The organism is Chloroflexota bacterium, assembly GCA_026708035.1.
GTDB lineage: Bacteria > Chloroflexota > UBA11872 > UBA11872 > UBA11872 > JAJECS01.
This window is the reverse complement of sequence record JAPOVQ010000003.1, coordinates 17,595-41,088: the sequence shown is the minus strand read 5'-3', so window position 1 is coordinate 41,088 and position 23,494 is coordinate 17,595. Positions and strand designations below refer to the sequence as shown.

The 23,494-nt window shown below is 68.6% G+C and carries 17 protein-coding genes; 3 read left to right on the top strand and 14 right to left on the bottom strand.

The features are described from left to right. From OXG33_01345 to OXG33_01280, 14 genes are all read right to left on the bottom strand, one after another. On the bottom strand, nt 1–1,131 hold the full coding sequence (locus OXG33_01345) for a glycosyltransferase family 4 protein (GenBank protein ID MCY4112569.1): 1,131 nt from the start codon (nt 1,129–1,131) through the stop codon (nt 1–3). After that, nucleotides 1,128–3,740, bottom strand: a complete 2,613-nt coding sequence (locus tag OXG33_01340) for a hypothetical protein (GenBank protein ID MCY4112568.1) — start codon at nt 3,738–3,740, stop codon at nt 1,128–1,130. Before OXG33_01340 ends, OXG33_01345 begins: the two co-directional genes overlap by 4 nt. Then, nucleotides 3,683–4,879 (bottom strand): glycosyltransferase, encoded by a 1,197-nt coding sequence (locus OXG33_01335; GenBank protein MCY4112567.1) that lies wholly within the window; start codon nt 4,877–4,879, stop codon nt 3,683–3,685. Before OXG33_01335 ends, OXG33_01340 begins: the two co-directional genes overlap by 58 nt. Before the next feature lie 11 nt (nt 4,880–4,890). Next, nucleotides 4,891–6,636, bottom strand: coding sequence for a hypothetical protein (locus OXG33_01330; GenBank protein ID MCY4112566.1), 1,746 nt, complete (start codon nt 6,634–6,636; stop codon nt 4,891–4,893). Next, the gene (locus tag OXG33_01325; protein ID MCY4112565.1) at nt 6,629–7,774 is read right to left on the bottom strand and encodes a glycosyltransferase family 4 protein; all 1,146 of its coding nucleotides are present in this window, start codon (nt 7,772–7,774) and stop codon (nt 6,629–6,631) included. Before OXG33_01325 ends, OXG33_01330 begins: the two co-directional genes overlap by 8 nt. Then, nucleotides 7,771–8,901: a glycosyltransferase family 4 protein gene (locus OXG33_01320; protein MCY4112564.1), complete on the bottom strand. Its 1,131-nt coding sequence runs from the start codon at nt 8,899–8,901 to the stop codon at nt 7,771–7,773. The genes OXG33_01325 and OXG33_01320 overlap by 4 nt, the downstream gene beginning before the upstream one ends. Continuing rightward, nucleotides 8,898–10,070, bottom strand: coding sequence for a glycosyltransferase family 4 protein (locus OXG33_01315; protein MCY4112563.1), 1,173 nt, complete (start codon nt 10,068–10,070; stop codon nt 8,898–8,900). The genes OXG33_01320 and OXG33_01315 overlap by 4 nt, the downstream gene beginning before the upstream one ends. A gap of 223 nt (nt 10,071–10,293) precedes the next feature. Further along, the gene (locus OXG33_01310) at nt 10,294–11,382 is read right to left on the bottom strand and encodes a radical SAM/SPASM domain-containing protein (protein ID MCY4112562.1); all 1,089 of its coding nucleotides are present in this window, start codon (nt 11,380–11,382) and stop codon (nt 10,294–10,296) included. Continuing rightward, nucleotides 11,379–11,600, bottom strand: a complete 222-nt coding sequence (locus OXG33_01305; protein MCY4112561.1) for a Trm112 family protein — start codon at nt 11,598–11,600, stop codon at nt 11,379–11,381. Before OXG33_01305 ends, OXG33_01310 begins: the two co-directional genes overlap by 4 nt. Nucleotides 11,601–11,620: 20 nt before the next feature. Continuing rightward, nucleotides 11,621–13,900 (bottom strand): hypothetical protein, encoded by a 2,280-nt coding sequence (locus tag OXG33_01300; protein MCY4112560.1) that lies wholly within the window; start codon nt 13,898–13,900, stop codon nt 11,621–11,623. A 6-nt stretch (nt 13,901–13,906) separates the two neighbouring features. Continuing rightward, a complete protein-coding gene (locus OXG33_01295) occupies nt 13,907–15,496 on the bottom strand; it encodes a glycosyltransferase (GenBank protein MCY4112559.1) in 1,590 nt (529 codons plus the stop codon). Then, complete coding sequence (locus OXG33_01290; GenBank protein MCY4112558.1) at nt 15,493–16,899, bottom strand: glycosyltransferase family 2 protein; 1,407 nt, start codon at nt 16,897–16,899, stop codon at nt 15,493–15,495. The genes OXG33_01295 and OXG33_01290 overlap by 4 nt, the downstream gene beginning before the upstream one ends. Next, on the bottom strand, nt 16,896–18,611 hold the full coding sequence (locus OXG33_01285; protein ID MCY4112557.1) for an ABC transporter ATP-binding protein: 1,716 nt from the start codon (nt 18,609–18,611) through the stop codon (nt 16,896–16,898). Before OXG33_01285 ends, OXG33_01290 begins: the two co-directional genes overlap by 4 nt. 6 nt (nt 18,612–18,617) lie before the next feature. Then, nucleotides 18,618–19,460, bottom strand: a complete 843-nt coding sequence (locus OXG33_01280) for an ABC transporter permease (GenBank protein MCY4112556.1) — start codon at nt 19,458–19,460, stop codon at nt 18,618–18,620. Nucleotides 19,461–19,582: 122 nt separating this feature from the next. Here OXG33_01280 and OXG33_01275 point away from each other — a divergent pair, with 122 nt between their 5' ends. The 3 genes from OXG33_01275 (at nt 19,583) to OXG33_01265 (ending at nt 23,316) form a co-directional block, all read left to right on the top strand. Beyond that, the gene (locus OXG33_01275) at nt 19,583–20,218 is read left to right on the top strand and encodes an MBL fold metallo-hydrolase (protein MCY4112555.1); all 636 of its coding nucleotides are present in this window, start codon (nt 19,583–19,585) and stop codon (nt 20,216–20,218) included. Between the two features lie 48 nt (nt 20,219–20,266). After that, entirely contained in the window at nt 20,267–21,925 is a 1,659-nt protein-coding gene (locus tag OXG33_01270) for a CTP synthase (protein MCY4112554.1), read from the top strand. Nucleotides 21,926–22,017: 92 nt separating this feature from the next. Further along, a complete protein-coding gene (locus OXG33_01265) occupies nt 22,018–23,316 on the top strand; it encodes an adenylosuccinate synthase (protein MCY4112553.1) in 1,299 nt (432 codons plus the stop codon). Nucleotides 23,317–23,494: the final 178 nt, after the last annotated feature.

The following is a 23,494-nucleotide window of genomic DNA, read 5'->3' as shown; positions in this document are numbered from 1 at the left end:
TCACGACCCTTGCCGGATGGACCGGCTGATCGTCTGCTCGTAGACGTCGATGAGTTGGGCCGTCGATCGCTCCCAGGTCATGGTCGTCGCGTGGGCTCTGCCGCCCTCCCCGAGGCGCCGGCGCTCGTCCGCGGAGGTCAGCACCTCGAGCATTGCCGCCTCCAGCGCTGTCACATCGCCCGGTGCGACCAACAGCCCGGTCTCGCCGTGCGCCACGATCTCCTCCGCCGGGGAGTCCAGTGAGCTGATCACGGGCGCGCCGCAGGCGCCGGCCTCGAGCAGCACCAGGCCGAACCCCTCGAAGTCGCGTCCAACCGAGCGGTAGGGCATGACGACCACGGAGGCGCGGGCATACCAGCGCACCAGCTCATCGTGGCTCACGGCTCCGGTGAGGACTACGTCGTCTTCCAGGCCCAGGCCGCGGATGCGTTCACGGAGCCGTGCCACGAACGACGAGCGTGGCGCATACGGCCCCACGATGACGAATCGCGACTGGGGCAGCCGCGCGCGCACGCCGGCGAAGGCCTCCAACGCCACGTCGAAGCCTTTGCGCGGCTTCGGTTCACCGACCGCGAGCACCAGCCCGGCCTCGCGCGCGGGCGGCGGGTCGGGGACGGCGAATTCATCCGCCCGCACGGCCAGCGGCACGACGGTGGAGTGGCTGAATCCCGTGTCCCGCCGCACCCGCTGCTCGGTATAGCGGCTGATGGCGATCAGTCTCCGCGCGCGGCGCATGGCTAGGCGCAGCATGTGCGACTCCAGCCAAACTCGGCTGGACGGCACCGAATAGGTGCCGACGAGCGACACGAACAGAGGGCGGAGGCCGGCGGCGAGGGCAACGGCCGGGGCGTAGGGCTCGACCATGCAGTGGACGGCGTCCACACCGCGCAGCGCGCTCCACAAGGGACGGATGGTCCTTGCCAGCAAGCGCGCGAAGTGGGGCGTGCCGGCGCGAAACGACGGGATCGGCGCATGGTCCGGATGCGCGCGCAGGTCGTCGGGCATCGCGCCGCCGGGCGTGACCAATCGCACGTCGACGCCCGCCGCAATCAGCCCGCGCGCCAGCTCGCCGGCGTAGCGCCCCCACCCATTGCTGGGATCCAGCTCATCGGCCACGATCGCCAGCTTCACCGCCGCTGCCTCCAAACGCTCAACGCCAGCAGCGGCGCCAACAGACCCGTGGCAACCAGCGACGCGACCACGCCCGCCGCAAACCCCGGCGGCTCGAACCGCATGCTGATCTCGTGCGCGCCCGCCGGGAGCGCGAGACCGCGCGCCACAAGGTTGACGGTCAAGATTTCCGCCGGACGGCCGTTCACCTCGGCGCTCCAGCCGGGATTCGGTGCGTGGTTGAGCACCAGCAGGCCCGGCGCGGCCAGATCGACGCTGAGGTCGATGCGCTCCGGGCCGCGGGCGATGGGGCCGATGACGTCGGACCGGCTCGAGTCTTGCCCCGGATCGATGCCGGGGTCACGCGACACAAACGCGTGCTCGGGTCGCTCCGCGAGCTGTTCCAGCATGGACTCGGGATCGTCGACGACGGACCAGCGTCGCGCGATCCAGGCCTCGGGGCGCCAGTTGTCGATCTCATAGACGTACAGCGGCTGCTCCACGCCGGCCCAATCGGGCAGCGGGACCGTGCCCGCATGCACTTCGCGCAGTCCCTCAATCGGCAGCGGCACCCCCGACGTGATGTACCGGACGTTAGCCGCGGCGAGAGCGCCCAGACGGGACTCCAGGATGTCGAGGCGTGCGGCGGCGTCGAGCGAGGCGTCGCTGGCGAAGCCGGGCACGATGGCGCGTTCGCTGCCGACAAACGCCAGAAACTCCGCCGTGCTGCGTGGCATCAGGTTTTCGTAGCCGTCAATCGTCCTTGGCCCGCCGTCCAGCGCCAGATTCGGGGCGCGAGTGGCGGTGAGAAACACCCACTCCAGCAGGTCGCGCTGATCGCGCAACAGGCGATCGCCGGTCGCCGTCGACAGCTCGAACTTCTGGGCCTGGGCGCGATAGGAAAAGAACCGTCCGTCGCGATCGTCGGCGGAAACGGCTAGCAGCGGCGAGGGACGGTCGTACCACTCGGCCGGCACCGTGGGAATGACGTGGCCGGGCGCCAGCAGCAGGTCGACCGCGAGCACGGCGCCAACGCCGATTTGCGCGTGCACGCCCCGCAGCGCGCCGCGTCGATACGCCCAGATCAGCAACGCGCCGAGCACCGCGGTCACCAGCACCAGTCGAGGCGTGGACCCCGCCAGGCTGAACGCCGATTCGAGCCGCGCGTACAGCTGGTCGAAGGTGCGGTAGTAGCGCTCGGCGGTCAGAAAGCGGCCCTCGGACCCGACGATCACGCGGTCGATGTAGTCGTAGCCATAGGGCACGATCAAGAAGGCGAAGCCGGTGAGCGTAATCGTGGCGGCCAGGGTGCCTCCGGCGATGAGGCCGGCCAGCCAGGTCCAGGCGCGCACCAGCCAGCCAACCGCCCGCGCGGCCGCCAGGTCGGGCCGGGGCAGCAGCTCGAAGCCGAAGGCCGCGAGGAAGGCCAGGCCGAACGTCGCCGGAATCCCGAACCGCGAGGGGTCGCGGAAGAAGCTGAACAACGGCAGCTTGTGCAGCAGCGGAAACCCAAGGCTGTAGGCGCCCATGGCCAGCACCCAGGCGACGACGACGAGCACGGCGAGGAATCGCACGACGCGGTGCCGGCGCGCGGCCACCAGCGCGAGCAGAGTGAGCACGGGCGTGAGAATCCCGAGATAGAGCAGCTCTTCGGCGTTGAGCGTCTCGTCGAGCACGCGCGGAAACTCGAACGACGGGTAGAGGTAGCCGAGCACCAGGTTCCAGGGCGGGATCGAGCCGGCGGCCGCTGCGGTGTATTCCAGCCCCCCCGCGCGCCCGGAAAGCGCGGTGGTTTCAATGGTCGGCAGAAATCGCACGGCGCCCAGGGCCAGGCCCAGGACGACGGACGCGAGCAGCCAAGCGCCAACTTCGAACGCGGGCGCCCGCCCGGCCTCGCACCACGTCCAGGTGAGACGAAACAGGGCATACACCAGCCAAACCGAGACGAAGAGCAGGGCAATCTGCGGCGATCCCCCGAGGCCCGCGATGCCGGTGATGACCGCGAGCCCGACGGCCCACGCCCGGCGTCCCTGCGCAATGCGTTCGATGGCCAGCAGACCGGCGGGCAGTACAAAAAAGATGTCGGCCCAGTTGAGGAGGCGGGCCGTCGCAAACACGAATGGGCTATAGGCGTAGAGGAAAGCAGCGAGAAACGCCCCGCGCCGCGACAGGCCCCACACGCGACCCAGGCCATAGGCCGAGGCCGCCGCCAGCATCAGGCCAAGCGATGTCTCGATGAAATAGGCCCTTAGCGGTTCGAAGACGCGCAGCAGGCCCCAGGTCAGTGGATAGAACCAGCCAAACTCGGAAAACGCCACGGGGAATCCGCCGAGGACGCCGTCCATCCACAACGGAATCCGGCCCTCCGCGAGGCCAGCCGCCAGCAGGCGGTATCGCGGCTGGAAGGTCAAGAGCAGGTCAAAATCGAGCCAGGCCTCGCCCGCAAACAGCACGCCGCGGTACAGGATGAGAAGCGGCGCGAGCAGTCCGATAGCCACCAGCAGCCGGTGCCGGCCGGCGCCGGCGTGCTCCAGGCGCTCGGCCGCTCGCCCCAGCCGGGCGGCGGCGCGCGTCAGGCCGGCTGCGGCAGGTCGAGGAACTCCACGATCCTGGCCGCGCGTCGATTCCACGTGCAGTCCGCTACCTCATTCCGAGCCGTGCGCGCCAGGCGGGCGGCGAGCTCATGGTCGCTCAACAGGCGCTCGATGGCGGCGGCGAGCGCCGCATTATCGTCGGCAGGCACGAGCAGCGCGTTGTGCTCGTGGCGCAGCACCTCGCGCAGCGACGGCAGATCGCTGGCCACGATGGGAACGCCGGCCGCCATGTACTCGAACATCTTCAGCGGCGAGGTGTGCTCGCGCGCGATGAGCGTTCGGCCGCTGAAGGGGATCACCGCCACGTCGGCCGCGGCAAGGTAGCGCCTCGCCTCGGCCGGCGGGCGATGGCCCGTGGTCCGCACGTTGCGCCTGGTGCCGGCAAGCCGGCGCACCCGGTCGAGGTCCGGCGGCACGCCCCCGACGATGGCAACCTGCACGGACTCGGGCAGCTTCGCCGTGGCCGCAATGAGCGTGTCGACGCCCTTCCAGGCGTAGAGGTGGCCCACGTAGCAGACGAGCGGCGCGTCCGGTGCGAGATTGAGCGCCTGGCGCGCCGTGGCCCGCGGCTCGAGGTCGAATGCGGCGGCGGGGGCCGCGTCGTGCGCCACGAGCACGCGCTCGGGCGGCAGACCGCGTTCCAGGTACCACCGTCGCAGCGCGGACGAAATGACCACGATCCGGTCTACCCGGCGCGCGGCCCACAGGTGCAAACGCTGCGACGGCGCCGACCGCGGCAGCGTGTGGCATTCGAAGCAAGTGCGCACGCCGGCGCCGCGGCGCAGCGTCGTCAGCGTCAGCGGAAACAGGTCGCGGCTGTAGACCACGTCGCCGCGAAGTCGCCGCATGAGCACCAGCGCGCTGAGCGTGAACGTCGCGAGCTGGATCAGGTGAGCCAGAAGCGGGATGGGTCGGCGGCTGAGTGCGGGCCAATCGACCGTAACGCGCTTGATCAGATCGATGCAGGGCAGGCCGATGAGCCCGAACGCGCGCTCGACGCCGAAGTAGGCAAAGGGGTCTTTGACGCGCTGCATGGCGTCCATGTTGGCGCGGCGCGCATGCAGCAACAGGACTTCCAGGCCCTGCGCCGCGAACGCCTCGGCCATGTGCATGATCTGCAGCGGGTGGGCCTTTTCGCTGGGAATTCGCGCATTGGCGAGGAAGATCAGACGCACGGTGATCGGCCTCAGATCTCGTAGCGAATCGACGCCGCGACGCCGGCGCCGAGTGGTCCAAATCGCACCTGGGCGTCCTCGACGCGCCAGCTGGTCGGGGCATCGACCTCAAACCATTCAATGGCCTTGGGGTAGCGATAGGCAAGTCCCGTAATTGGCTGCCCGATGCTCACGGCGTCGGCCACCAGCAGGCGGTCACCGTTCCAGCGATAGCGGCGCACGGTGCGCAGGGCGGGATGCGGCTGGCCGTCGGCGCGCGCCAGGCATGAAGCGATCAGCACGCCGTCGTCGTCGAGCGTGACCTCGCCGTCGAGCGCGTGGATCGAGGCGAATTGGCCGGCGGCCGCCCACGCGGGCGGACCGAGGAAGCGGTAGAGCATCCGCAGGGCATGCCGGCGGCGGCCGCCGCGCCAGTGCATGCGCGCGAGGCGCAGCCGAAACCACGCGTCGGCGTCGAGGGAGGCTGGCGCCGCCCTGGCCGCGGAGGACAGGAACCACGTGCCCTCGGGCATCCAGGGCTCACAGACGGTCGCGAGGGCATTGGCCCAGCCGCGCTCGGCGTCGCCGACGTATACCAGGCCCCCACCGCCGATTCGAGCCCCGACGAGGCCGTTCGCCCGCTCCTTGCGGACGCGCAGGATGGCGCACGCGCGGCGGGTCTGGAGGCGCACCACGCCGGCGTCGGCTCGGTGGATCGGCGGCGCCGGCGTGGGAGGCGGGGGATTCGTCGGGAGGTCGTCGAGCTCCGCGGCCCCGTGCGCGCGCGCGAGCCAGGCGAGGTCGGCGGTATGCGCGACGCGGGAAATGGCCGTCGCGCCGGTTGGGCAGGCGTCGACCAGCCCGTCGGGGCCCACGGCTTGGGCCGAGCGCGCCGCGACGATTCCCGCCAGCCGGAGCGCCGCCGGACGCCCGTCCGTCGCGAGGGCGTAGGCGTCATAGGGCGCCGAGCCGGCCTCGGCGTCCGCGTCCCAGCACCAGCGCTTCCCGTCGAGGGCCAGCGGTTTCACGCCGTCGGGCCGCAGGATGTCGATCAGAAAGTCCACGCCCCGTTGCAGCGCATCGGCGTGGGACTCCCGGTCGCCGATGCGTGTCAGGGCGCAGCGAGCGAAGGCGAGGATCCGTCCGTGGTCGGCGACCGCGGTGTCGCTTGCGGCGGGAAATGACCCGTCGGGCCGCATCTCGCCAAGGGCGCCGGCCACCGTCTCGCGCACGGTGTCCATCCAGCGTTGTTCGTCAAGCACCGCGGCGGCGCTTGCCAGGCCCAGCGCTCCGCAAAGTCGCTCGCTGATGGCCGGGGCGTTTTGGACGGTCGGCGCCAGATAGGTCTCGGCGCAAAGGCGGACTGCCTCCTCGATGCGTGCGCGGTCGATGTCGGGCAGCCGGTCGCCGGCCACGTCGAGCAGCGTCGCCAGCGCGTCCACGCATTCGCCGCAATCGATGAGTTGCGTCGTCACATGGTGTGGCTGCTGCCGGGTGGGAAAGAACACCCAGGCCCCACCCGCCGCGTCATCCTGGGCGAGTCGACCGGTGACGGCGCGGGCCACGCGCACCGCGCGGTCGATGTAGCGGTCGTCGGCGTCCTGAGAGGCCAGGGCGCAACTGAGCACGATGGCGCGCGCCGTCTTGCCCGTGTGGTCCACGCCGTACTCAGGGCAGCGGGCGTAGCCGTCGCGACCCAGGAGGCGTTCAAAGGCGTCCGAGGCCTGCTCCAACGCCCAGCGGGCGCGAGCCGTGAGTCGCGCCGGCTCGCTAGACACCCTCGCCCACCTTCGCGGCGGTCGCGGTGCGCGTAAACGGCGGCTCCCGGCCCTCGCGCAAGGCCGTGAACACCTTCACGAGTCGACCCGCCAGGCCGCTCGCGGCGTGGTTCTCGATCACCGTTTGCCTGAGTTGCTCGATCGTGGCCGTGCGCTGGCTTGGTTGAAGCGCCAGCGCCCGTCGCAGGCCATCCGCCAGGTCTTCCGGCGATGACTCGAGGAGAAAGTCGCCCGCGAATTCGCCAAGCGCCGCGCGATAGACGACGTTGTTCGTGACGAGCAACGTGCCGGCGGCGAGCGCTTCCAATCCCGTCTTGTCGAGGGAAGTTCCGCTGCGCCAGGCGACGAAGGCATCGAGGCCGGCGTAAAACTCCGGCATGGCCGTGCTGGGCAGCCCGCCCAAGAACGTGACGTGCTCCGTGAGCTCCGCCTGACGCACGCGCTCGTGAACCTCGGCCAGGTAGGCGTGATCCGAGGGATAGAACGGCTCGCCGGCGACGCGCAGCTCGACCGGCAGGCCGTCGTCGCGGAGTCGTGCGACGGCCTCGATCACCGTGGTCAGCCCCTTGAGCGGCGTGATCCGCCCGGCGACGCCGATGACGGGCCGCGCCGGCGGCGCCGGCCGGATCGGCATTGCCGCGAGCCGGGCCGTATCGATGCCCTGTCCCACGATGAATGCGCTCGGCGATGGCAGCGGGTAGCTCTCCGGAGCCGAGGTGATGGTCGCGCTGGACAGTTTCACGCCGGCGCGCAGCGTTCGCGTGAGGCCGTGGCTGGCGTACCAAAGCACGAGGGGGGTCCGACGCGCGATGCACCAGGGGGCGGCGGCGACGGCGTAGGCCGGGACCATGTGCGCCAGCACACCGTCCACGCGACCTCCGCCGATCAACTGCAGGCACCGGCCAAGCAGCAGCGGCCAGCGGGACGCGCGCCCACGCCCTCGCTCCTTGCCCAGCCCATGCACGGTGACGTTGGGCGGCAAATCCACCGCGCCCGTCGAGGCGGCAATGACGTGCACCTGGTCGACGAGCCCGGCGAGCTCGCCCGCCCAGAGATGGGCGAAACCCAGGATGGAGCTGTCGGTCGAAAGTTCCTGCGTGATCATCAGCAGCCGCAGCCCGCGCCCGGTCTCGCTCACGGCAGCGACTCCGCCGCCAGGTCGCGATAGGCCCGGGCGTAGGCGCCGAGGATCCGCTCCCGAGTGAAGGGCGCGGTTGCCCGCCGCGCTGCGGTACCGGCGCCGGCCAGGGCTTCGGGTGAGCCACGCACTTGCGTGACCAGATCGCCGCCGGCCTTCGCCTCCCACGGCAAGAGCCAGCCGTTCACGCCGTGGTCGATGATCTCGGGCATCAGGCCCACCGGCGTGCTGAACACCGGCGTGCCGCAGGCCATGGCCTCCAGGCACACGCGCGGTCCGCCCTCGCTGCGCGAGGTGCATGCCAGGGCTTCCATCTGCCGGTAGAGCGCCGCCAGATCGTCCGGACCGTCAACCCAGGCAATGCGGTCGACCTGACCTTCGATTCCCGCCGCCGAAAGGCGGCGCTGCAAGGCGTTGGCTCCAGGACCGTCGCCCACGACAACGAAGCGCGATTCGGGCGCGTCAGCCGCCACGGTGGCGAAGATCTCGACCAGATAGTCCAGGCCCTTGTTGGCGACCAGACGCCCCACGAAGCCCAGCGCATAGGGCCGTGGCTCGTCGCCTGGACGAAACACCTCGCGGTCAACGTGCGCCGATGGCAGCACCAGGATCTTCGCTGACGGCACGCCCCACCGTCGCAGCAACTCGGGCACCTGTTGGCGGTTGACCACGCGGATAGCGCGCGCGCGTGAGGCCGCGAATCCGACGTACGCTCGATATCCGAGCTTGGCCGCCGACTCCCACCACTGCGCACGCCGCGGGTGCGCCGGGACGTGGTGAATTTCGCTGACGTAGGGCACGCCAATCCGCCCGCTCAGACGCGCGGCGGCGATGCCGTTTGAAAATATGCCGTAGTCGTGGCTCACGATCAGTTGGTAGCGCCGCTCGGCGGCCAGGGCTCGCGCCCGGCGGATCAGCCAACGCGCGTGCCAGAGCCGCCCGCCCGGCGACGGATGGACGTGCACGCCGCGATGGACCGTGCGCGGTTGGGCCAGGCGAACGTTCGGCGTCAGCACGTCGATTCGATCGAACTCCCGCGACAGTCCTTCGAGCGTGTAGTAGAACGGACCTCGCCGCCCCGCCGCTACGTCGCGATCGCCGCTGAGCATCAGCAGGCTGGGTTTCATGCGACGGCGCGGGCGGCTCCCGGCCGGCGGTCGATGGCGTCGTGCAGCACCTCAAGCGTCTGGTCCACCAGCCGGTCCCAGCGAAAGTGCTCCAGCCCGGTCTGCGCGGCGCGGGCCAACCGCGCGCCGTGGGCCGGGTCGGCGAGCAGGTCGTTCACGGCGTGCACGAAGGCGTCCTCATCGCCGAACGGCACCAGCACCGCGGAGTGCTCGTGGCGCAGAATCTCGCGGTTGCCCCCAATGTCGGTCGTCACGATCGGCGTTCCCACGTGGCGGGCCTCCACCAACGTGTGCGAGAGACCCTCATACTGCGTGTTGAGGACGCATATCTGGGATGCCCGCAGGTAGGTCGCCACTTGGTCGTGGGGCACGTCGCCGGTGAAGACCACCCGCTCGGCGACCCCAACCTCCCGCGTCAATTGCTCCAGCCGGGACTGCTCCGGACCGCCGCCGACGATGAGCAAGGCGGCGCCGTGATCGAACCGCGCCACCATGCGAATCAGCGCGTCCACGTGCTTCCAGGCGTAGAGCCGCGAAACGTTGCAGACCACGGGGGTTTGTAGGCCCAGGGCCTGGCGCACCGCCTCCGGCTCCTCGCTGGGACGCGGCGTGCTGGTGAGCGCGTTCTGGATAACCTGCGTCTTGCGCGCATCGACGCCCCACCCCGCGACCAGGGAACCCACGTAGGCGCTGGGGACGACGACCACGCTGGCGAGGCGGCAGTAGAACCGTTGGATGGCTCGGAATACGCGAGTCTTCAGGCCGTGCGCGCCGGTCTGGAACGGCTCGATGCCCAGCGTCGTCAGCCCCCGGCGGATCGCCGACTCCCACGCCCAGTCGCCCACCACCTTGAGCACGCGCGGGCGGCCGGCCAGCAGCGCCCCGAGGCTGGCGGGGAGCTCGATGCCGTTGATGTACACCACGTCGGACTGCAACGCCGCGCGCCAGGTGTGCCACATGACTCGGAGATAGCGGATCGGCACCGGCATGCTCCACGACACCCGCACGAGGGGATAGGGAACCTTGACCGCGCCCTCGGGATCGTCGGTACCGGCGATCACGCGCACCGTGTGGCCGCGCTGATGCAGCGACTCGGCCAGGTGATACACGTGCGTGGCGGGGCCGCCGACGGCGGGCGGAAATATGTTCGACACCAGCGTTAGGCGCATGCTCGCGACGCTAGCACCGACCGTTCGGCGTCACAACCGGACGGGCCCGGGTCACATTGACTAGCACCAGTCGGTTTCCCTCTCCGCGTCTCCGGTCTGGTCCCCTCTCCCCTCCGTGGGAGAGGGTTAGGGTGAGGGGGTCCCCCGCCGACCGCTCGCAGTCTCGAACAGAGTGACCCGCGATCAACCGGGCGAGCCAAACGTCACCCGCCCTCGCGAAAGCCTATCCGGCGTGGCCGTTCGCGCGACCGTTCTGCAATACGGGCAGCGGCTCGGTGGTGGCGACCGATCGGGCGCCGGCAAATGCCCGCCAGAGCGGGGTGTCTTCCTGCCACTTGGCGTCGCAGCCGGCGCACAGCGGATAGTCGGCCAACTGTCCCCCGGTGTGCGCCTCGCGGATGGCCCGATAGGCGTCGCTGTTCCAGACCTCCTGGATCGACTGCGTGCTGAGGTCGCCCATGATTTGCTCTTCGGCGAAGTCGGCGCAGCACGACGGCACTCGGCCGTCCCAGTAGACCGCCATGGACTTCCACAGCCAGTTGCAGGGGTAGTAGACGGGACCGTGGGGGCGCGCCGTGTAGAAGTCGGAGTCGGTCAGCGTGCCCGCCCATCCGTGAGCCCAGAAGGTGTCCCACTCGTCGACCGGCAAGCCGGCGAAGCGATCCGTGAAATGAGCCGGGATCACCGGGCGGGCGCCGATGCCCATCGACTTCTCCCAAAGCTGGATCACTTGCATGACGACGTAAGGCTTCGGGCCGGGGAGTCGCTTGCGGGCCTCGAGAAACCGCAGGACGCGCTCCAGCACGCGATCGAAGGTGGCGCCCTTGCGCATCGCCTCGTAGGTCTCGGGTTCGCCGGAATCGAAGCTGATGGTCACCTTCGAGGGCCGGGCTTCGAGCAGATTGGCGATGGCGTCGTCGCGCCACAGCGTGGCGTTGGTGTTGATGTGGGCCGCGATTCCGGCGCGCTCGCAGGTCTCGATCATCTCGTAGATGCCCTTGTGCATCAGGGATTCGCCGCGGAAGAACAGATTGATCTCGCGGGTGAAGTGGCGGGCCTCGTCGATGATCTTGTTGAACAGGTCCATCTCCATGAACCCGTTGGTCGAGTTGGCCCCGACGCTCTGCGGGCACATGGGACAGCGCAGGTTGCAGAAGCTGGTGGGCTCCACGTGCATCTTCAGCGGGCCGTAGGGCAACTCGCTGGTGCCGCGCATCCAGTGGTAGGCGAAGCGTGCCAGGCCCGGGTGCGCCACCGCCTTGTGGCGGCGAAATTTGAGGACGAGATCCTTGGCCTGCGTAACCGAGTTCACGGGCTCGCCGGAGCTGATTCGGACGGCGGAATCGCTTCGTCCCAAAGCATGTTGGGGATGCCGTCCTCAACGGTGTAGGCGTAGCCGCACACCGTGCACACCAGCGTCTTGCCGACAATGCGCAACACCCCGTCATCGCGCGGGTGCGCGTCGTTCACGCAGCGCAGAATAGCGAGGAAGTCCGCGGGGATCAGGTCGGCGTTTGAGGAGTCGGACATCACGTTGCCTCGATTCGACGCTAGAGCATGAAGTGGAGCGTGTCAAAAGCGAGTAGGAGGGCTCCATAGACGCCAACGACGGCGAGCCGCCAGCGCGCGGCATGGGGCCCGTTCGGCCAGAGCTGGTGGGTCGCCGCGGCGAGCGCGCCAATAGAGATCAATTGCAGCGCCACAAGAACCAGGGCGGCCAGCGCCAGGACCACCGGATAGGCCAGGTAGTACTCGGTCAGCGTGGTCGACCAGAAATCGAGGCCCAACCCGTTCTCGGGATGCGGCGGACGCACGTCGATCCCGAAGCGGGACCAGGGCGAGCGCTCCAGCGCGTCTTCAAGCATATCGGTCCGATCCGGCGCAAAAAGGTTCGTCGCGTCGGCGCGCAGCAGCCAGGCATGCGCCAGGATTGGGGAAAACTGGTGGGCGTAGAGCACGGCCACGAAATCGCCCTCCGGCTGCTTGGCCGACCAGGGCTGATACGCCGCCCCGCCGTACACGGCGCCGCTCTCCGGAAGCTCCCCAACCACCTGCTGTTGATAAAGGTCGAGGTAGGAGCCAAAGTCCTTGCTCACACCCATCATCTGCACGCCCAGGCTGGCCAGGAGCACGACGGCGAAGGCCGCCCGCGGCAGCGCGCGGCGTCCCTTGCGGGCCAGCCACTCGATCGCCGGCGCGGCCATGATGACGAGGAGCGGCACGATGGGCACGAGGTAGCGCGGGCCCCAGGCGTTGCCGCCGTACCAGACTTCCTTCTTGCTGTAGAGCAGCAGGTAGCCGATCGGGATGGCCACGAAAATGAACGCCTGCCATCCGTGGCGCCGGATGAACCAGGGAATCGCGGGAATTGCCACCAGCAGCACCGGGTTGTACCAGAGCAGACCCTTGCCCCAACTGGAGATCAGCCCGTGCATTCCGAGCTCGATCGGGAGGCCCAGCCACCCGCGGCTGATGCCGCCCCACAGCTCGTGGACGTACAGCAGCCGCACGTCGAACAGGAAGGCGGCTGCCACCAGGCCCACGGGCACGACGGCGATGATGGGCGCGGCGAACGCCAGCGTCGGCATGAAGCCTTCGCGCCCGGCCTGGCGCCAGGTGCGTCCGGGCTTGTGGCTCAGGAAGATCGCCGCCACGAGCAGCGGCATGACGATCACGGTGACGTACTTGGTCACGGCCGCGGCCAGCGCCACCGTCCCGGCGAGCAGCAGGTATCGCCGCAGCTGCGTCTGGTTGTAAATCAAGAGCAGCCAGACGCACACGAGCACCAGCAGGGTCACCAACGGTTCCGCGAAGTCGACGACCGCGTAGGGCCAGGCCATCGTGCCGAGCGCATAGACGAGTCCAATGGCCAGGGCGATGACCGCGCCGTAGTCCAGGCGCCGCACGATGCGGAACACGACGACCGCACCGAAGGCGGTGATCAGCGAATTGACCAGCGGCACCCAAATGCGTCGGAAGAAGTCGACCGTCTGCCGCTCGGACCACAGCCGGCCGATGCCCGGGCCGTCAACCCACGTGCCGTCAACCAGCCGTGCGGCCACCCCGTCCACGTAGAGGTTGCCGTCCGGCTGAAGGTACTCCAGTCGGGCGGACGCCAGGTCCATGGGCTCCGCAAGGTCCCAGGTCGCGAGGTAGTAATACGCCCGCGCGTTGCCGATCTGGCGTCCGGCGGGCGGGGGACGCTCATGCTGAATCCGGGCGCGGACATCGCCGCGGTCGTAGGCCCACTCCGCGGTCTCGATGCCCACGCGAATCGGCCGCACGATCTCGGTCCCGTCGGTCGCGGTGAGGACGAGGCTGGCCACTTGAAGGCCCTGGGCAAAGTCGGCGCTCAAGCCCGCGTGGGTGAGCAGCGACAACCGGTCATAGCGTCCGGGTTTCAGGCCAAGCTCGAGGACTCTGGTGCTGTTGGGCTGCGGCATTCCGCCGAGCGGCGCGTAGTTGACCAACAGCATTTCGTGCTCGCCGCCATGGATGGGGAGCCGATCGCGCTGCGGCGCGATTTGCGCGAACGGCTCGGCGGCGGCAACCACCGGTATCAGGGCCAGCGGCAAGCCCACGCCCCAGCGTGAGAAATTGCCGCCGTGCTCCCGCAGATATTTCTGATCGGGGTCGACCACCACGCTCTTGGCCATCTCAAAGGCAAACGTCCCGTCGGCGCTGTAGCCGACGCCGTTGCGACTCACGCCGGCGGTGAGCAGATAGACACTGGCGGCGAGCACAAACAGCACAAGCGCCGGACGCCGCACGATCCAACCCGGCACGTGCAGTCGCATCAGCCGCGCGCCGAACCGAGACGTGGCGCGCATCGCTCGCTACGCGGCGGGAAATCCAAGCTCATCAACCAGTGCATGTAGACGCTGAGCGAAGGCGGCGACATTGAATCGCTGGCTCGCGGCCTGGGCGGCCTCGGACATACGGCGGCGCAGTTCCGCGTCATGCACGAGCCGCCACGTGTGGTCGCGCAGCTCGCGAGTCGTCGACCAGCGAAATCCGTCCAGGCCGTGGCTGATGATTTCAGGCAGTCCCCCTCGGTCGAGCACCACCGGAACCGCGCCGCTCGCCATGGCCTCCACCACCGTGATGCCGAAGTGCTCGAATCTCACCGGATGGCGCGACTCGCGCTCCCCGTGGCCGGCGGCATGCCAATAGACCTGCGCTTCACCGTACAACCGTTGCAGGTCGGCGAACGGCGCGTCGACGTGGAACTCGATGGGATGCCCCGCGGCGCGGCGCTTGAGGTCACGGGTGTAGTCAAGGTCGATATCGCGCTCACTCTGCTGCCCGGCCAGGTGCAGCGTCCAGCCGTCAAGGCCCTCGCGCCGCATGCGAATGAACTGGTCGATCATCACCCGGTGCTTCTTCTCGTGCGTGCCGCGAAAGAACCGGCCCACCCCCAGAATAGAGTGACGACGGCGCCTGGGCGTCGCCCACGACGTGTCAACCGGTGGGAAGAGCAATGGACCGTCGCGGTCCCAGTAGTGGCGCATCCAACGGCGGCTGAACTCGGAAATGGGCGCGATGAGATCGTAAGCGTCCAGGAAGTCGAGCGACCCATAGGTCGACAGTCCCTCCAGCCGGATGCCCGCTTCCGGCAGGAGGCGGCGGAACAGCAGCTCGTAGAGCAGCCGGCGCGGGCTCCGCACGCGCACGTCGGTGACCGCCAGGCCCACCTCGCGGTTGTCCGCCTCGTCCAGGGTATCGGCGGGGTTGAACACCGGCGATTCGAGCGTGAGCTCGAGTGGGTCCTTCGCCCCACGTGATCTATCGATGCGCAGCGGCCAGCGCTCGAACTCGCCCGGGCGCGGCTCGAACGTGCGCTCGGCGAGCACGTGGCCGTCGACCAGGCACCGGACCGGCAGCGGCTCGTCGCGGCGAAAGTTGCCGGCGATGACTTCGACGTTCGCCGCCGTGCGGCCCGGCGGCCAGGGGAGGCGCACCACCGCACGATCCGTGGTGTACCTGAACCAACCGCGGCCCAGCGGATGCACGTCGTAGAAGCCGTCCAGCCACTCCGGCAGGAGCAGCTGCCGAATCAGCATCTCCCCGACCTTTCGCCGCAGGCGCGCGGTCCAACCGCGCTCGATCGGCGACGGGAAGAGCACCAGCATCAGGCTGCGGCGCGCCGCGGACGGCTGCGAGGTCATGAACGAGGCGTTCACGAAGAGGTCGAACTGCGAGGTGTACTCGGCGAATCGGTTTGGCGGCAGCGCCGGGATGACCTCGATCTGCACGTTCGACAGATCGAGGTTGAGCGAGGATTCCAGGTCTTCGCGAGCAATGCCGCGATGCGTCACCAGGCGCGTGTCGTCGAAGCGCTGGGCCAATACGGCGGCCGCCATGGCGGCGTGGCGCTCGCCGCCGCCGCGCTGATGCAGCCAGCGGTTGTAGACGGCGGCTTTCACTCGGGCTCGAAGAAGGGGGGCAGCTCGCGCGCGTCCAACGGCCCCAGCCGCGCTTCGGTGCGCCGCAGCCGCAGCGTAGACGGCATGGCCCGCAGCGCCGCGTTCAGCGCCGAAGCCCGGGCGCGTCCCCGCGCCAGCGCCTCCGCGTCGCCCGCGGCCAGCCCGCGGCGAATCTCACGCCTGCCCTGGACCGCCGCCAGCGCCGCGTGGTGGCCGGCGCAGCCCCAGGACGCGTTCTTCGCCAACATGCGCAGCTTGCCGAACTCGACATTGCGGATGAACGAGGGGGACCATTCGCGGCTGGACGCCGCGTGGGCATGGCGGACCACCGACGCCGGCTCGTACCAGAAGCGCCAGCCGCGGCGGCGCGCGCGCCAGGCAAGGTCCGCGTCTTCGTAGTACATGAAGATGCCGGGATCGAAGAAGTCCAGCGCTTCGAGCATCGAACGCCGATAGAGCGCCGCCCCGCCCTTGACGGCGAACACCTCGCGGGGCGCGGCGAAGTCCGGTCCGTCCCACGCTTGCCACACGTTGCCGTGGGTCACGAAGGTGCCGCGATCGCGCATGGAGCCGTCGGGTAGCGGCTTGATGCCGGCGTTCTCAATCACCGGGCGTGCGAATTCACGGACCGCATCCTCGGGGATGCCACGTTCGAAGCGGGTGCGCTCAGGCGCAACGCGCAGTGCGGCAAGCTCGCCGCCGCCGACCGATACCGCGAGCTCCAGGTTGTCGCGTCCGGGGCCGGCGGCGACGTCGAGCGCGATCCGGGCCTTGCCGTCGACCACGGGAACGGCCAGCGTCGCCGAGGCGCCGATCCAGCGAAACGTGGCCCCCTCGTGGTCGGTCTCGGGTCCATAGGCCCCCTGGTTGACGACGGCCGGGGCGGCTTCGCCCGCACTCTCATACAGGCGCACGCCGAGCTCCCGCGTGTCGCCGCCGCCGGGCACGAAGGTCGGCGCGCGCAGGTCCACGGGAACGCGGTCGTGCAGGTACAGAATCTTCGGCGCGGCGCCTCCCGCCACCGGGTCCGAGCACAGCCGCTCGACCAAGGGCCGCAGCCAGTCCGGATCGACCTCCGTATCGGGATTGAGCAGGGCGATAAACGGGGCGGTCGCCTCGCGCATGGCCAGGTTGTTGCCGCGCGAAAAGCCGAGGTTCGCCCCGGCCTCCACCAGCGCGACCCCCGGAAAGTCCCGGCGCAGATTGCGCACGGACCCATCGGTGGAGTCGTTGTCGACGACGGTGACGTCGAAGGCCGGATAGTCCGTGTCCAGCACGGAACTCAGGCATCGGTCGATGAACGCGCCGGGGTTGTAGGTGAGCACGACCACGTGGACATGGGGTAGGCCGGTGCCGATTCCACCAACCGGTCGCGGCGTCTCGGCGGCAATGGCGCCGGTCATTCCACGCTGATCGTGCGCACGGCCAGCCCCAGGACGCGGGTGTCGTCCTCAACGCCCACCGCCGCGGGCACGAGCGGCTCCTCGACGACGATTTCGAGCTGCAACGTCGTGGGCTCGGTCACCGGATCCAGCGGCACGATCACGTCCTCGAAGTCCATGTGCCGCACCGTGAACGTCGCCACGTGCCGTCCATTGAGACGAATCTGGACGCCTGCGCCGTCGATGTCGTGAAACGGCCGGCACACCGACATCCGCAACGTGCCCTGGCCCACGGATTGGGTGATATAGGCCACCGCGCGATCCGTGGTCCAGCGGAGGCGAGGCGGCCACTCCTCGGCCGGGTGCCAGCCCTCGCCGAGCCAGTCGTCATCGCCGTCGCCAAGGCGGAGCTCGGCGGGCGGATGACGCCAGATCTGGCGCGGCGACTCGCTGATCATGTCCGGCTGGGCAACCGGGGCGTCGCCGCGCTCCAGCGGCGGATGATCGCGCGAGACGCGGGCGCGCCATTGGGCGGGAACGACGACCGCGCCCCGCTGATAGCCGGCGAACTTGCCCACGAAGAACGTCAGGGCGTTGTCCCACCGATGGTATGGCTGGTGGCGTTTGAGCTCTGGCCAGGCGCGAAGCGAAATGTTGTAGGCGCCGACGCCGACCGGCACCGGCCCGAGACGGCAGGTGACGATGGTGCGGCCCGGCGGCACCTCCAGCGGGCCGATGGTGGTCTCCGTGCTTGACTCGGCGACCAGCAACCCGTCGCTGCGGTGCAGCGCGCAGCCGACAATCACGTCGGTCAGGTGCGTCTCGGCCTCCAGCTCGGCGGCCACGGTGACCGTGTCGCCCGGGAGCACGGTGTATTGCTCGGGTCCGGTCGCGCTCTCCCGCAGCACCGCCGCCCGAATTCTGAGGTCGGTGGGACCGTCCGCGTCGCGCTGCACCGCTGCCGCATCGCCTGGGGGTGCGTCGCCCTGCATGTGCTGGACGTAGTCCTGAATGACCTGGTGGGGATCGCCGGCCTGGCGCACCTTGCCCCGATCCAGCCAGACCACGCGGTCGCAGAACCGGCGCACCTGGATGGGATCGTGCGAGACCAGCACCATCGTGCGGCCGCGGCGCTTCACGCGGGCCAAGGCCGCGTAGCACTTGGCCGCGAAGTGCGCGTCGCCCACGGCCAGGACCTCGTCGATCAGCAGGATCTCCGGATCCACGTGGATGGCGATGGCGAAGCCCAGCCGCATGAACATGCCGGACGAGTAGTGCTTGACCGGCGTATCGATGAATTGCTCGAGCTCCGCAAACGCCACGATGTCGTCATACATCCCCTGAATCGCGCGTCGGTTGAGGCCCAGAAACGATCCGTTGAGAAATACGTTCTCGCGCCCGGTGAGGTCCGGATGCATGCCGGCTCCCAGCTCGAGCAGTCCGAACACCCGACCGCGCGCGGTGACCTGACCCTCCGTGGGCTGGATCGTTCCGGCGAGCAGCTTCAGGATGGTGCTCTTGCCCGACCCGTTCGGCCCGATGATCCCCAACGTCTCGCCGGGCGCCACGGCAAGGTTCACGCCGTCGAGCGCCCAGAACTCCTCATGCTCCATGGGGCGCCGTCCAAGCAGAGCCAGCGCCATTCCCTGAAAGGTGCGGGCCGCCTCGTGGCGAATGACAAACCGCTTGCGGATGTCGCGCAGCTCGATGGCGGGCGGTGAGTGGTCCGGCACGACGCGCTACAGCTCCTCGGCGAAGCGGTGGCCGTAGCGTCGAAACACCCACCAGCCGAAGCCGAGCGCCACTGCTGCGACGACAACGGTGGCGATCGTGTGGCGGATGGGGAAGGACCCAAACATGATGGCGAAGCGGTAGTCGGTCGTCAGCGTGGCCATGGGATTGAGCATGAAGACCCACCGGTGCACGTCGAGCCCGAGAAAGGTGACGTTGGGAACAAACGAAATGGGATAGAAAATAGGCGTGAGAAAGAACCACGCCAGCAATCCAACTTCGACCAGGTGCTCCGTATCCCGGAAGAACACGTTGGCCATCGCCAGAATCAAACTGAGACCCATGACCAGCGCAAGCTGCAACAGCATGATCAACGGAATCATGAGCATGGCGCGAGTCGTACCGACGCCGAAAAACAGACCAATGATCCAGAATATGAAGAACGCCAACACAAAGTTGACAAAGCTGGCAAGCACGGCACTCATTGGCAGCAATTCACGCGGAAAGTAGACCTTCTTGATGAGCTGCGCGTTGCTCGTAATGCTGCGCATGGCGGAGGTGAGCGCCTGCGCCGTGAACAGCCAGGGCACGAGCGCCGCCATGAGGAAGAATGGGTAGAGATGGATTTCGTCGTATTGCGCCAACACCTGGAACACGAGGGTGAACACGGCCATCATCAGAAGCGGATTGAGCAGTGACCAGCCGAAGCCGAAAATCGAACCGCGATAGCGCACTTTGAGGTCGCGAACCACGAGGTTGCGCAACAGGTCCGTATAGTCCGCGAGCTCTCGAACGGCGCTCCAAACGCGCCGCGCCCAGGAAGGGCTGAGCAGGGCGGCGGCGCGTGCCATGCAGTGCTCCATGCGCGTGCTAGGCGGATCGCGGGCGCATTTCACGCCCGGTTTGGATCGTGCCCCATGCTACAATCCGCCGATTCTGGGGTTGCCCAACACACAGGCACCATTGGAGGGGGATGGACGTCACCTGGGTGGGAGGCGGCTGTTTTCGCCTCCGCGGCCGTGACGCTACCGTTCTCACCGACCCACACACCAGCGGCATCAGGCAGCGGTCGGCTTTGCCCAAGGCCGACGTGGTGACGCTGAGCGACCTGGACGCCGACCGTGGAACCAGCGTGCCGCAGCGGCGCACCGATCGCACGCTCCCGGCATACGTCGCCGACGGCCCTGGCGAATACGAGGTTGCCGGCGTGTATGTGCACGGCGTTCCCGCGCCCGGCCGGGCCGATCGACGGACCACCCTGTTCACGTTCGACGTCGACGGCGTATCGGTGGGACATGTCCCCGAGCTCTCGAGCGTCCCGGTCGACGCGCTATTGGATGAATTGGGCACGATTCACGTGCTGCTGATCGGCGTGCGCGGCGGCGACGGATTTCTCTCGCCCGACCAGATCATCAAGACCGTTTCTCGCATCGAGCCGAACATCGTGATTCCCTATGGCGACGATGACGCCGCGAGTCCCGAGGCGGCCTGGCGCGCGGTGGCGCGGGAGCTTCACGGCGCGGACCCCGTGGCCGACGGCAACCTGAGCGCCAACCGCCGACAGCTTCCCGATCCCGTTGACGTGCGAATGCTCGAACGAAGGAACTAGAAAATCGTGACGCGCGACGGAACGGCGGGCAGCGGGCGGGCCGCGGCGATGTATCCGTCCCAGCGGCGGTACATCTTCGTAACGGGCGGCGTGGTCTCCGCCATCGGCAAGGGGGTCACGGCCGCCAGCATCGGTCGCATGGTCAAGAGCCGCGGCCTGCGCGTGTCGATCATGAAACTCGATCCCTATATCAACGTCGACCCCGGCACCATGAGTCCCCTCGAGCACGGGGAGGTGTTCGTCACCGTCGACGGCGCCGAAACCGACCAGGATCTGGGCCACTACGAGCGGTTCGTGGACGAGAGCCTCACCGGGGCCAGCAACCTGACGACCGGCGGGGTCTACGACCGCGTGATCACGCGCGAGCGGCGCGGCGACTTCCTGGGCGGCACGATTCAGGTAATCCCGCACGTGACCGACGAGATCAAGGCGCGCATTCGAGACGTGGGCGACGGAGACGATCCCGATATCGTGATCGTCGAGGTCGGTGGCACGGTGGGCGACATCGAGAACATTCCGTTTCTCGAGGCGCTGCGGCAGCTCCGCCGCGAGGTCGGCATGCGCAACGTGCTGTTTGTGCATGTGACGCTGGTGCCGAGGCTCGGATCGACGCTCGAACTCAAAACCAAACCCACCCAGCACAGCGTGCGGGAGCTGCGAAGCATCGGTATTCAGCCGGATGTGGTGGTCTGTCGCTCGGACGACCGCTTGACGCCAGAGCTCGTCGATAAGATCGCGCTGTTTGCCGACGTTGAGTCGCGGGCCGTGATCTCAAACCATGACGTGGAGTCCATCTACGAGGTCCCGCTGGTGCTCGAGGAGGCGGGGTTGGGGGCCTTCATCACCGAGCACTTCGGCCTCGGCGACGTGACGCCGGAGTTCGACGAGTGGCGCACCACGGTGGACGCGCTGCTCGATCCCACCGTGCCCGAGCTCGAGATCGCCATCGTGGGCAAGTACATCTCGCTGCCCGACGCCTACCTGAGCGTCGTGGAGGCGGTGCGGCATGCCGGCATTGCTTGGAAGGTGCGGCCGGTCATTCGCTGGGTCGACTCGGAGGAGCTCGAGGACCGCGATCCCCACGACCTGCTGGCCGGAGTCGCGGGCATCATCGTGCCGGGCGGGTTCGGGCCGCGGGGCATCGAAGGCAAGATCATGGCGGCCCACTATGCGCGCACCCAGAAGGTGCCCTATTTGGGGCTTTGCCTCGGGATGCAGGTGGCCGTGATCGAATTTGTCCGCCAGGTGCTGGGCACCGACGACTGCACCAGCATCGAGTTCAACCCGGACACGCCGCATCCGGCGATCCACCCCATGCCGGAGTACTATCACGTGGCCAACAAGGGCGGCTCGATGCGCTTGGGCGCGTGGCGCTGCGACTTGGTGGCCGGCACACAGGCCCGGCGCGTATACGGCGCCGCCAGCATCGAAGAGCGACACCGCCACCGCATGGAAGTCAACAACAACTACCGCGATATCCTGCGCTCGCAGGGCATGACCCTCAGCGGCCTGTCGCCGGACGGCGCACTGGTGGAAATCGTGGAGTTGGAGCACCATCCGTGGTTTGTTGGGTGCCAGTTTCATCCGGAGTTCGCCTCGCGGCCGACGCGCCCGCACCCGTTGTTCTGGGGGTTCCTGGAAGCGGCGGTGCGGCACGTCGAGGGGCGGAGTCCCGTGCCCGAATCGGTGCCCGAGGTGGCTGGCTGAGGGTCGCCGCCGCCCGACCCCGCTAAGAGGACCATGAACTGCAGGACCCGGCGCGCGCGGCTTCACGCGCACCGCCCGCGAGAGGACACCCGATGAGCACCATCGCCGTGATCGGCACGCAATGGGGCGACGAAGGCAAGGGCAAGATCGTCGACCGTCTGTCGGAGCACGCCGACTTGGTCATCCGCTTCCAGGGCGGCAACAACGCCGGCCACACCATCGTCAACGACTACGGCACCTATGCGCTGCACCTGCTGCCGGCCGGCGTCTTTCACGCGGGCACGGTGAACCTGCTCGGGCCGGGAACGATCGTGAATCCGCAGGCGCTGGTCGACGAGATGGCGGAGATTGGAGAAGCCACCGGCATTTCGTTCGACACGTTCAAGATCGCCGAGCGCGCGCACGTAGTGATGCCCTATCACATCGCGCTCGATGCCGCCGAGGAGCAGCAGCGCGGCGAGCTGGTGCAGGGCACGACACTGCGCGGCGTCGGGCCAACCTACGCCGATAAAGCGGCTCGATCAGGCGTGCGCGTCGGCGACCTGCTCGACGCCAACTACTTGTCCACGTGGCTTCCGAGCATCCTGGAACCTAAGAACCGGCTACTGACCGAGGCCTACGGCCTGGAGCCCCTGGACCCGAGCGCGCTCGTTGATGAGGCCCTCGCCTGGGGCGAGGCGCTGCGCCCCCACGTGGTCGACTCGCTGCCGCTGGTAGCCGAGGCGCTGAACCAGAATCGCAACATCGTGCTCGAAGGCCAGCTGGGTGTGATGCGCGACCTGGATTGGGGTCACTATCCCTACGTCACGTCGTCGAGCCCATCGGCGGCGGGCGCCTGCATCGGCGCCGGGATTCCGCCCAAGGCGCTGGACAAAGTGCTCGGGATTGCGAAGGCGTTCACCTCCTCGGTCGGCGAGGGGCCGTTCCCCACGGAGCTCATCGACAGCACCGGCGACCGCTTGCGCAACGTGGGCGCCGGGGAATACGGCGCCTCGACCGGGCGTCCGCGGCGCTGCGGCTGGTTCGACGCGGTGCCCATCCGCACCGTGGGCGCGCTGAGCGGGGTCGACGCCCTGGCGCTGACCAAGATCGACGCGCTGGACGGATTCGAGCAGCTGCGCGTCTGCGAGGGCTACATGGTCGATGGCCGGCGCGTGGACCTGGCGCCCGATACGCACGCCCTGGGCCGTGCTCGCCCCATCTACCGGGACGTGCCCGGCTGGATGTCCTCCACCGAGGGCGTGCAGGACTACGACGCGCTGCCGCCAAACGCCCAGCAGTACGTCCGCACCATCGAGGAGATCACGGGCATTCCCGTGGCGATGGTCGGCACGGGCCAGCATCGGACGGCCGTGGCGACGCGGGACCCAGCGTTCAGCCTGGCAGGCTAAACGAACACCACCCAGTCGCGGGCGCCCGCCAGCGCCGAGTCTCGGTAGCGCTTAGAAATGTGGATAAGTCGCCCACTTCCTAACCGCAATCCGCGTAGGGTCTCCGGGCCGGAGCGGCTATACTTCAGAGCCCTTTAATCCGTTCCAGCGAGACGGAAAGCGGCAGACCGTCGGCGCC

Coding starts and splice junctions, on each gene's coding strand:
- OXG33_01320 (MCY4112564.1), bottom strand. CDS start 8,901: ATGAAACCCAGCCTGCTGATGCTCAGCGGCGATCGCGACGTAGCGGCG.
- OXG33_01315 (MCY4112563.1), bottom strand. CDS start 10,070: ATGCGCCTAACGCTGGTGTCGAACATATTTCCGCCCGCCGTCGGCGGC.
- OXG33_01305 (MCY4112561.1), bottom strand. CDS start 11,600: ATGTCCGACTCCTCAAACGCCGACCTGATCCCCGCGGACTTCCTCGCT.
- OXG33_01300 (MCY4112560.1), bottom strand. CDS start 13,900: ATGCGCGCCACGTCTCGGTTCGGCGCGCGGCTGATGCGACTGCACGTG.
- OXG33_01290 (MCY4112558.1), bottom strand. CDS start 16,899: ATGACCGGCGCCATTGCCGCCGAGACGCCGCGACCGGTTGGTGGAATC.
- OXG33_01280 (MCY4112556.1), bottom strand. CDS start 19,460: ATGGCACGCGCCGCCGCCCTGCTCAGCCCTTCCTGGGCGCGGCGCGTT.
- OXG33_01275 (MCY4112555.1), top strand. CDS start 19,583: ATGGACGTCACCTGGGTGGGAGGCGGCTGTTTTCGCCTCCGCGGCCGT.
- OXG33_01270 (MCY4112554.1), top strand. CDS start 20,267: ATGTATCCGTCCCAGCGGCGGTACATCTTCGTAACGGGCGGCGTGGTC.
- OXG33_01265 (MCY4112553.1), top strand. CDS start 22,018: ATGAGCACCATCGCCGTGATCGGCACGCAATGGGGCGACGAAGGCAAG.